The sequence below is a fragment of the Phytobacter sp. genome (assembly GCF_059074235.1).
Map to the genome: position 1 here is coordinate 530889 of NZ_JCACPZ010000006.1, position 9235 is coordinate 540123.

6 protein-coding genes are annotated in these 9235 nt (G+C 48.3%); 5 read left to right on the plus strand and 1 reads right to left on the minus strand.

The window, feature by feature from the left end; genetic code table 11:
* The first annotated feature begins 30 nt into the window (after nt 1–30).
* From AC5JPW_RS17235 to AC5JPW_RS17255, 5 genes are all read left to right on the plus strand, one after another.
* Entirely contained in the window at nt 31–1101 is a 1071-nt protein-coding gene (locus tag AC5JPW_RS17235) for a LacI family DNA-binding transcriptional regulator (protein ID WP_494242394.1), read from the plus strand.
* A gap of 158 nt (nt 1102–1259) precedes the next feature.
* Nucleotides 1260–3005: a patatin-like phospholipase family protein gene (locus tag AC5JPW_RS17240; protein WP_494242272.1), complete on the plus strand. Its 1746-nt coding sequence runs from the start codon at nt 1260–1262 to the stop codon at nt 3003–3005.
* Nucleotides 3006–3211: 206 nt separating this feature from the next.
* Nucleotides 3212–4585 carry an ATP-binding protein gene (locus AC5JPW_RS17245; protein ID WP_494242274.1) on the plus strand — a complete coding sequence of 458 codons (1374 nt, stop codon included), beginning with the start codon at nt 3212–3214 and terminating at the stop codon, nt 4583–4585.
* 83 nt (nt 4586–4668) lie between these two features.
* Complete coding sequence (locus AC5JPW_RS17250; protein WP_494242276.1) at nt 4669–5115, plus strand: eCIS core domain-containing protein; 447 nt, start codon at nt 4669–4671, stop codon at nt 5113–5115.
* A gap of 136 nt (nt 5116–5251) precedes the next feature.
* Complete coding sequence (locus AC5JPW_RS17255; protein WP_494242278.1) at nt 5252–6412, plus strand: hypothetical protein; 1161 nt, start codon at nt 5252–5254, stop codon at nt 6410–6412.
* Nucleotides 6413–6636: 224 nt separating this feature from the next.
* Here the strand turns inward: AC5JPW_RS17255 and AC5JPW_RS17260 are convergent, their stop codons facing one another.
* Nucleotides 6637–9231: a hypothetical protein gene (locus AC5JPW_RS17260; protein WP_494242280.1), complete on the minus strand. Its 2595-nt coding sequence runs from the start codon at nt 9229–9231 to the stop codon at nt 6637–6639.
* Nucleotides 9232–9235 lie beyond the last annotated feature (4 nt).

Genomic DNA, 9235 nt, shown 5'->3' on the forward strand with positions numbered 1-9235 from the left:
CGACATTGTTATTGCAGGGTGAAAAAGATGATGCAGCACCGCACGGCAACCTTAGAAGATGTGGCACGAGAGGCCGGAGTCTCTCAGCAGACGGTTTCACGCGTGTTGAACAAACCTGAGGTGGTTTCAGAACGTACCCGGGAGAAAGTCATCCGTGCGATGCAGGCGTTGCACTATGTGCCTAACCGTTCGGCACAGCTGCTGGCGGGGAAATCAGCACCGTCAATTGGATTGATTACCGCATCGCTGACGCTGCATGCACCTTCACAAATTGCCGCGGCGGTAAAAAGTCACGCCGGTGTGCATCAACTGGAGGTGGCGATTGCGATGCCCGTGATCGCAGATTACGCGTCACTGCAGGCGCGGTTAAATGAATTTCGGGCGCAGAATATTCGCGGCGCAATCATCAATTTACCGCTGGAAGGGAGCATTGCGGAGAAGCTGGTGGATGAAAATCCGGATATCTGTTGCCTGTTTTTAGATATTTCGCCGGAGACCGATGTCTGCTGTGTGCGCTTCGATCACCTTGAGGGGTGTGGGGCCTGCGTGACGCATCTTTGGGAACTTGGGCACCGGGAATTTGGCTTACTTGCCGGACCCGAGAGTTCAGTCTCAGCGCGAATGAGGCTGAGTAGCTGGCGTGAAACATTGCACCGACTCGGGGTCAGTAACGCGGTGACGGTGTTTGGTGACTGGAGTGCGGCCAGCGGCTGGCAGAAGGCTTTCGAGTTGTTGCATCAGTATCCGAAGATGAGCGCGATCGTGGTGGCGAATGACCAAATGGCATTGGGGGTACTGAGCGCTCTGGCGCAGCTCAATCGCACCGGAAGCAGGGCGGTGTCGGTCACCGGTTATGACGACACGGCAGACAGCCTCTATTTCCAGCCGCCGCTTACCACCGTGGCGCAGGATTTTAACAAACTCGGCAAACGGGCTGTGGAATTACTCATCCAGCAAATGGCGGCACCGCAGATGCGCATCCGTGAGTTGCTGCCGACGCGACTGGTCATTCGCCAGTCTACCTGGCCTTATGACAGGGAAGAGGATGATGAAAAGGCTCAATTGATCACGCAACTGAAAACGCTGGTGGAAAAGCTATAAGGCGGGATATGCGCTGCTGAAACCTGCGAGCGAGAAAGCGTTAAATAGCGATGTGTTGATAAGCTAATTGATTGTAAACTCTTTTTTTCGATAAACACGCGGCAATGCCTGCCAGTCTGACAGTACGCCATGCGTTGCACCTGAGTCCAGGGAAGGTCATGAAAGTCTCCATTTCGTTGTTTGCATTTTTGTTTGCATCCGCAATCTGTCTTACGGGATGTGGGCCAACGGTATCCGGCCAGCCTGCGGCCCGTACTTCAGGTGATTTACCCCTGGTACAACAGCCTGTCTGCTCCGTTGATGAGTCGGGTAAGCGTACGGCATTTTTTGTGACAATATCTGGCGGGGGTTCCCGTGCGGCACTCTTTGGGGCGAGGGTCTTATCGGAACTTGAACATGTGGACGGCGAGGATCTGGCTCGTCATATCAATGTTATCTCGTCTGTTTCTGGTGGTTCACTGGCGGCAGCGCTGTATGGCATCTCGAAAGATGCCGGGCAGGGAGAGGCGTGGCGTCCCGTCTGGGATGATAATCTGATTAATGAACGCCTTGACGCTAACCTGAGATTGAGCGCTGCTGCAAAGTTAGCCAACCCCGCATTTCTCGGCAGCTATATTTTTGGTCACCAGACCCGAACGGATGCCCTGTTCGCGGCTCTGGATTCGGATGTCTTCGATGTGTCCGGAGAGCACGGCTCGCTCACGTTGGGTGATATGAACCCGACACGACCCCAAATCATCCTTAATTCAACGATTGCCACCCGGGATGATTCAGATGCATTTCGCCCCCGTCCATTCGGCAGCCTTTTTACCTTTACGAAGAGCAATCTTGGTTCTATCGGTGTTGACTACTCCAGCATGCCCGTTTCCCGGGCTGTCGCCGCCTCTGCAGCATTCCCTGGCATGATGTCGCCGGTCGTCCTGAATCGCTTTCAACGGGGCTCTGACGAGACGGTGGCCGGTATACCAAAGTATATCCATCTGATTGACGGTGGTGCTTCGGATAACCTGGGGCTGCTGGCGGTGAAAAGAGCGCTTATCGAAGATTCTCACCGGTTACTGACACAATGCGATCAGGTGATTGTGTTGACGGTGGATGCTTTTGGTATTCAGGGCAATCATCGGGACGATAGCCCGGATATGCGCTCACCGCTGGGGTTGGTCATTGATACCAATACGTTACTCTCTGCTTTTGATTCACTTCTGGCTGTCAGCAGGACACGAGCACTGGCGGAATTCAAATCGCGAATGTTCGTGCCACCTGCTAACAGCGAGCAGTGCCACAAAGAGGGGCTTCCTGACAACATTTGTGTGGGTGGGGTGCGTGCAAACTGGGAGGAGATAAACACTCTGCTTAAGCAGAAGCTATTTTTCGTCCATCTTTCATTTGATAGTGAGGAAATAGCCAGGCCTCCGTCAGTCGAAATTTGTAAAGGAAATTATGACAAGGGTCGGTTTTCAGATTGTAATACCTCGCCAATCAACAGGAACATTTACGGGCAAGAAGTTAAGGCACTTCGAACGCGGTTGAAGTTGATTCCCACAACCTTCGGACTACCTCAAGACAATGTCGCGGATATTAGCGCTTTCACGAAACTCCTGTTTTGGCCAGAGAATAAGTGTTTAATGCATCTTCGTGACATGCTTCTAAGAGGGGTTCAGCACACTGATGCCTTTAACGAGAATGCGACTAACTCCTGTGATGAAACGACCTCAGTGACTGATGAACAAATGTTTCGTCAGAGAATGCTTAGTGGGGCAATTGGTGACTGGATCCTTGAGAGCGGTAAGAAAAAATGGATTAAGCTTCCACCCGAAAAACCGCTGACACCGGAACAGCGAGAAGCGCTCTGGAATGAGACGCTCTTTTACTATGGCTGGAATGGTCGTGAATATCAGCAGTAAATTTTGTTTACGGGTGCACCTACAAAGGCTGTGCGCTGGCGCAACTGTTTGCGAGGTCCTTGCGTGCGGCGCGTTTTTGCGGAACACTCGGTCACGGCTACACAGATTAAAAATGCCGCACTAATGTCGTGCTATAATGGATGGGTTACATACGCTTCCGGCAAAAACAGTCTTAATCTTGAAACTTCTTTTTCCAGGGATATGCCATGTCCAGCCAGGAAAATGTCGAAAATAATCAGCAAGCAAATAATGTCTTCGTGCTCTATTGCGAAATGGCGTGGTTGTCGCAAGTCATTAACCAGGTTATTTGCAGCTATTTAAAACAAGAGGGGCATGAACGCCACTGGATTGATATTCCCCCTCCGGATTTGGTAAAGGGCACACCCTATGCCGAATTGATTATTGACTGGGAGCTCTCTATTTTTGACCGCCTGGCTCTGGCGCTTGCCATAGCGCCGAGCGTGAAACCCGATACTCTCGATATATTCTTTGGACTTAATAGCCTTATTGATCGTCCCTTTACGGAATTTGGCGGCGTCAGTGATAAAGCTTTTAGCGGTTTTATTCCCACCGGGCAAACACTCAACTTTCTTATTAGTGCCAATGACCCCGAGTGGCGTGTTTACGTTCACGCTATTTTCTCGAATAAACATCGCCTGATGGCGGAACAGGTCACCCAGCTACTTTCGGTTGATGAAGGGGTGCCCAAATGGGCCGGTATTTACCGAGTATGCGACGAGTGGCTACACTATTTTACGACCGGAGAGCGCCTGCGTCCGGAATTAAGCGCCAGCTTCCCTGCCCATCTACTGGAATCGCCACTGGAATGGGGCGATCTGGTACTGAATGGAGAAGTGATGGCACAGGTTGAAGAGCTGCATGCCTGGCTTAAACATGGTCATACGTTGATGAACGAGTGGCAACTGGCAAAAAAGGTGAAGCCGGGTTATCGGGCAGTTTTCTTTGGCCCGCCGGGGACTGGTAAAACACTCACCGCCGCGCTGTTGGGCAAGGCGACTCAGCGGGATGTATATCGCGTCGATTTGTCGATGGTAGTGTCGAAGTATATTGGTGAGACAGAGAAAAACTTATCACGTGTATTTGACGCTGCCAGCTATAAAGAGTGGATCCTATTTTTTGATGAAGGTGATGCCCTGTTTGGTAAACGCTCTGAGGTCAGTTCTTCCAACGATCGACATGCTAACCAATTGACGGGCTATTTATTGCAAAAGATTGAGGATTTTCCGGGTACGGTGATTATCGCCACCAACTTAAAAACGAATATGGATGAAGCCTTTACCCGACGCTTTCAGAGCATGGTGCAATTTGCTATTCCCGGACCGCAGGAGCGCTTACAGCTGTGGCGAAATGCGTTTAATGGTGTGTGTGTGCCCGGCGAGGATGTCAGTTTACCCGCCATCGCTGATCGCTATGAAGTTTCCGGCGGGCAAATTATCAACGTGCTGCGCCAGTGTGCATTAATCGCTATTCAGCGCGGGGAACGCACGGTATCGCAGGACGATATTGTTGCCAGCATTCGTCAGGAATTCAGGAAAGATAACAAACTCTTTTTTGAGTGATAGTCGCATCAGGTTGCGGATTTACTTGCACAAAGGGTGGTTTCTTGTTGATTTATTACGATTGAGAAAGAGGACGGTTTGCGATGTTTTCAAAGCAGAAGGCCCAACATCAGTCAGCCCGACATAGGGTTACTCCGGCGTCGGTCTCGCAGCGTAAAGATAATCATGCGGCGGCGCTGGAGGACAATCGTGCACAGACCGTGCAAAGACAGCCCAATAAAACCGGGCTACCCGATACCTTAAAAAATGGCATGGAAAATCTCAGCGGCATGAGTCTGAATCATGTCCGGGTGCATTACAACTCCGACAAACCCGCCACCGTGCAGGCACATGCCTATGCGCAGGGCAGCGATATACACCTCGCTTCCGGCCAGGAAAAACACTTACCGCATGAACTTGGGCACGTAGTACAGCAGGCGCAGGGACGGGTTTCTGCGACGACCTCAGTCGCCGGAATGGCGGTGAATGATAGCCCGGCGTTGGAACATGAGGCGGATGTTCTGGGGGCCAGCGCGCTGCGGGGAGGTTAGGCGGTGGGGCGCTGTGCGTAATAAAGAATGAAACACGTTTATAACATCCGATGAAAACCAATTAAAAAAAATAAAACAGCTAAAAAACATGCTGATTGGTTGGCAAAAAAATGATAAAACCAGGAAGGTATAATATATGTATGAACATGTGGAAAAACCGCAAAATAATCAAGTCACTGCGGTTGCAAGCAAGGTCGTTAAAAAGGAAGGGGAAAGGCGAGGGAATATTGAGCTTATAGACAACCGATCCACTAGTGTGGCTCAAAGAGAAAATATTAAATTAAACTCCGAAGCAAGAAAACAGAACGTGCGCACCGAACACTTAAAGTACAGCCCGATTGTTCAGCGGCAAGTAAATGAAAATTTAAGGGTGGGTGATCATGTCTTAATAAGAGAGTTAGGTATAATTGGTAGGATTAGTATTGTCTGTTTACCTGGCGATGATACTTATTTTGTGACTCCATTAGGCTTAAATCCTTTCGGTGAGGGGAGTGGTTCTTATAAATTAGATGAGTTAGATTATGATAATGATTTTGATTATAAAGGGCGTGTGCCTATATCAAGTGATATGATTTTAAATGCGTTAATGGCAGCAGAGAAACTATCAGGTGAAATCAAAAAAATAATGGACGATGATAAAACTGAAGAATATGGTGATGTGGTTGTTTCTCCTCAGGGGCAGTTAGCTAAGTGCATTGAAGTGTGTAAGGATAAAAAACCTGATGAAATAGCATTGTATCTATACACAACATATTTCTATATGCCATTAAATAAATACTTGCGTACCAGGGAGACAGTGGAAAATAAAGTTTTACAACATTTGATTAATATTACGCTTGGTGTGTTAAAACAAGCGTTTGATAGCCCTCAAGAAGAAAAAATTATGTCACATTTCAGAATGGAATTAAAACCCAGCCTATGGATTAAGGATAAGAAACCCGGCGATACGCTGAGTTTTCCGGCATTTACCAGTTTGCATCCTAACATAGATGGGGTAAATAACATGTGGGGTAATATTGAAAGAGGAGACTTTGGAGAGTTTGAGTCGCGGTTGGCTTTATTAGTGTTTGCAGGGAAGAGTAAACTATTACGACCGCAATATAAATATTTCAAAAAGGAAGTTGAATATATTCTCCCGCCAGCTACTATAGCTAAAATAATGAAAAAAGAAGAAATAAAATGGCATACTTGGATTGTTGATGTTTACTATCTGACGATCCTGCCAGGAACGCAGGAGGTACCATCTCAAACATTCAATTTCAGTGATGAGGGGTACATTATTCCTGAAGAGAAGTGACATTGAATGTCAGACTTTACGGCAATGCAATATATCGTTATCCATTCAATTTTTTATTTATATTGTAACGGAGATGGTTTTTGACGTGTTCATTAATGTAGAGGTGTTAAGGGAATATACGCTTAGATTTATTAATGTGAAGGTTTAATTAGTGCTGTTCATTCCTCATAGTAATGAACAGCACCCGCCTGGTAATAGTTAAATCCTGTTGCTACAGTAAACCCCTAAGGTTTATCCTCCTCCTTTCTCACCATCCTGACGACAAACAGTATCCAGCCAATAACCAGTGCAGTGACTAGCAAAATAGGAATTTTATAATCCTCAAATAATGGATCTGCAACAAACACCAGCATGAGTCCGCTGATAGACAGCGACGTCAGCGCCACAAAAGGGATACCGCTTAAATGCTTCCTCAGCGGGAAACACCAGATACAGGCAGCCAGGAACACGAGAATAAATACGAACGACACAAATAAGCCTGCTCTTACCTCCCAGCGATTAACGCAGACCCAGTTCAGCAGGCTATTAATGCTGTTTATCACCTGATTGATCGGTTTTGGGTACTGAGGGGCCTGCTGGAAGAACGTGTTATCAATTAGCTTCTCGTTGGTTGCGCTTAGTGGAAGTGGCCAATAGGCCGCCCCCAAAAAGCTCCAGCTTGAAAGGTTAACCAGTTGAGTCAGATCCTGTGCTTGATTACGATTGTCTTCGGTTATCAGTACGGGCACCAACTGTTTGAACAGGCGCTGCACTTCGGCCTGATCCTTCTGGGCGCTGAGCCATTGCTGTAATTGCTTTATCTGATTCAGTTCATTTTTCGGCTCATCGCTATTTTCCGCAGAGCCCGGGCGAACGATCAGCAGATTGGTCTGTTTGGATATCGCATCGAGATTTCTGAAGTTATAAAAATTATCCTTCGTAACCGTCACTATGCCTTTTGCCGGAATAATGACATTCACATAAAAGCGGTCACCGTCGGTAGCTGGGGAATTGAGTGCGTTGATGTCAGCCTGATGTCGGTAGCTTTGGCGTAGCGCAACCTTAAGCTGCTGCAGGAACGATAAGAAGGCCTGCTGGCTCTCCTGCGTGTTTAACACTGAAAGATCAATATCAAAGGTAATACCGTCCGCCATGGGCAGCACGCCTTCAAATCCGAGACTGATCCACTGCTGCACATTATTGATAAAATATTTGTCCATGGGGGTCGTTACGGATGCGACCAGACGTTTCACCATATCGTCGGTAAATAGCCCGCTCAGCTGGTCCCGGGTCAGACCTCTTGGCGTAGTGACCACCAGGTCGAGCATGGTGCGATAGCGGTGGGTTGTTTGAATAAATTGACTATAGGTTGGGTCGGCAACCCAGTTTTGTGGCAGAACTAATGTATTGCTCGTTCCTTCCCGTTTCATTACCGCACCAATATAACCGATGCGGTCCAGGCGACTAAAATCAATAAATTCACCTTTCTCAAGGTGCTGCCAGTATGGATAAAAACCATAAAAGGTGCCGACGCTAAATATTGACTTGATGGTGTCCTGGCAGCCGCAGTCAGGGGGGGCTTCCCACTGCATAGGGACTGCGTGAGTGGGGCTCAGACCGCTTTTCTTCGCTTTATCCGATACACTCTGGCGCTTCTGGTTTGTAAGCGGAATAGCCAATTCATTCATCGCCATCTGTAATAAATAGAGGCTCGGGAAGACTTCATCCTGCAGGGATGCCAGCGATTTCAATTCTTCTTTCGATAAGGCCGTTTCCTCTAATTCTTTGATGGTTTTTTTCAGTTCCTCTTGGTTGAGTTGCCACACTAGCTGCGGTGCGTTCGTCTGGATATCGCTTTGCGTACTGGTTTCAACCACTTGCGTTGAGGGGGATGGGGCGGCGGCAGGTTTGTTATCGGTGCTCTGATCTTCTGTAGCGCCAGCACTCTCTTCGGGTGGCGTTGTTTGAACCGTGCTGGTACTGGTACTGGTACTGGTACTTGTACTGGCGCTCGTGCTGGGTTGTGATGTTTCTATTGTGTAAGAGTCGATCAAATTATCAATATTCGGCTGTTCAGATATGGGAAGACTAAGCTGAGTGAATAGATCACTCAGTTGGTTATAAAGCTGGCTGCGCTGATCAAACTGCTGCTTTTCTAATTTCGCAAAGGTTGCCAGCACGGTCTGACGTAGTGTCAAGCTGGCGAAATCTTTTTCCGTCAGTTGGTAATAGTAAGGAGGCTCAATATTGTCGGAAGGCTCAGGCGCTGAGGGGCCAACGGGGTTAGGTGTAACCGCATTTTTACCGGAGTTTGCGTTGGTGAGGCCGAGTTTAATCTTTATTTCCTCGGTCGTGAAAGTCAGCAGTTCCGGCGGTGTGATTGCCGTACGCCACGTGGGATAGAGAGTGTTACGCTCGGCGGCGCGATTTAGCGCAATCATCAAAGATTCAACAAACACCTGATGCGGATCGTTCTCTGACTCCGGTGCGGCGAACGAAAATTCATTGCAAAAGTAATCCAGCCAGTAACGGGTTGTGGGGCCAACGACGCCATCGTTCAGTAACCTGCCGCCTCTTTTCAGTTGGGCCTGGAAGTCGCTGTTGTTCCGATAAAAATCGGCAAGCTGCGTTTGGATCTCTTTCCCTAAATAGCGCTTATCACTCGCTGTTAACTGTTTACTGCATGTTTTAGCTGCCGGAGTAGGGTCAGTCTGGCCGCTTTGTGCTGCCTGACTCAATGTTGAAATACTGCAAAGCAGGCCGCCACATAATAGCCAGCAGGTGATGCGCCAGGCTGTTTTACGCACAAGTGATAACGAACGGAATTCAGGGTTCTTCATTATT

Bases quoted from the DNA above. Each gene is read 5' to 3' on its own strand.
- AC5JPW_RS17260 (WP_494242280.1), bottom strand. From the start codon at position 9,231: ATGAAGAACCCTGAATTCCGTTCGTTATCACTTGTGCGTAAAACAGCC.
- AC5JPW_RS17255 (WP_494242278.1), top strand. From the start codon at position 5,252: ATGTATGAACATGTGGAAAAACCGCAAAATAATCAAGTCACTGCGGTT.
- AC5JPW_RS17250 (WP_494242276.1), top strand. From the start codon at position 4,669: ATGTTTTCAAAGCAGAAGGCCCAACATCAGTCAGCCCGACATAGGGTT.
- AC5JPW_RS17240 (WP_494242272.1), top strand. From the start codon at position 1,260: ATGAAAGTCTCCATTTCGTTGTTTGCATTTTTGTTTGCATCCGCAATC.
- AC5JPW_RS17235 (WP_494242394.1), top strand. From the start codon at position 31: ATGCAGCACCGCACGGCAACCTTAGAAGATGTGGCACGAGAGGCCGGA.
- AC5JPW_RS17245 (WP_494242274.1), top strand. From the start codon at position 3,212: ATGTCCAGCCAGGAAAATGTCGAAAATAATCAGCAAGCAAATAATGTC.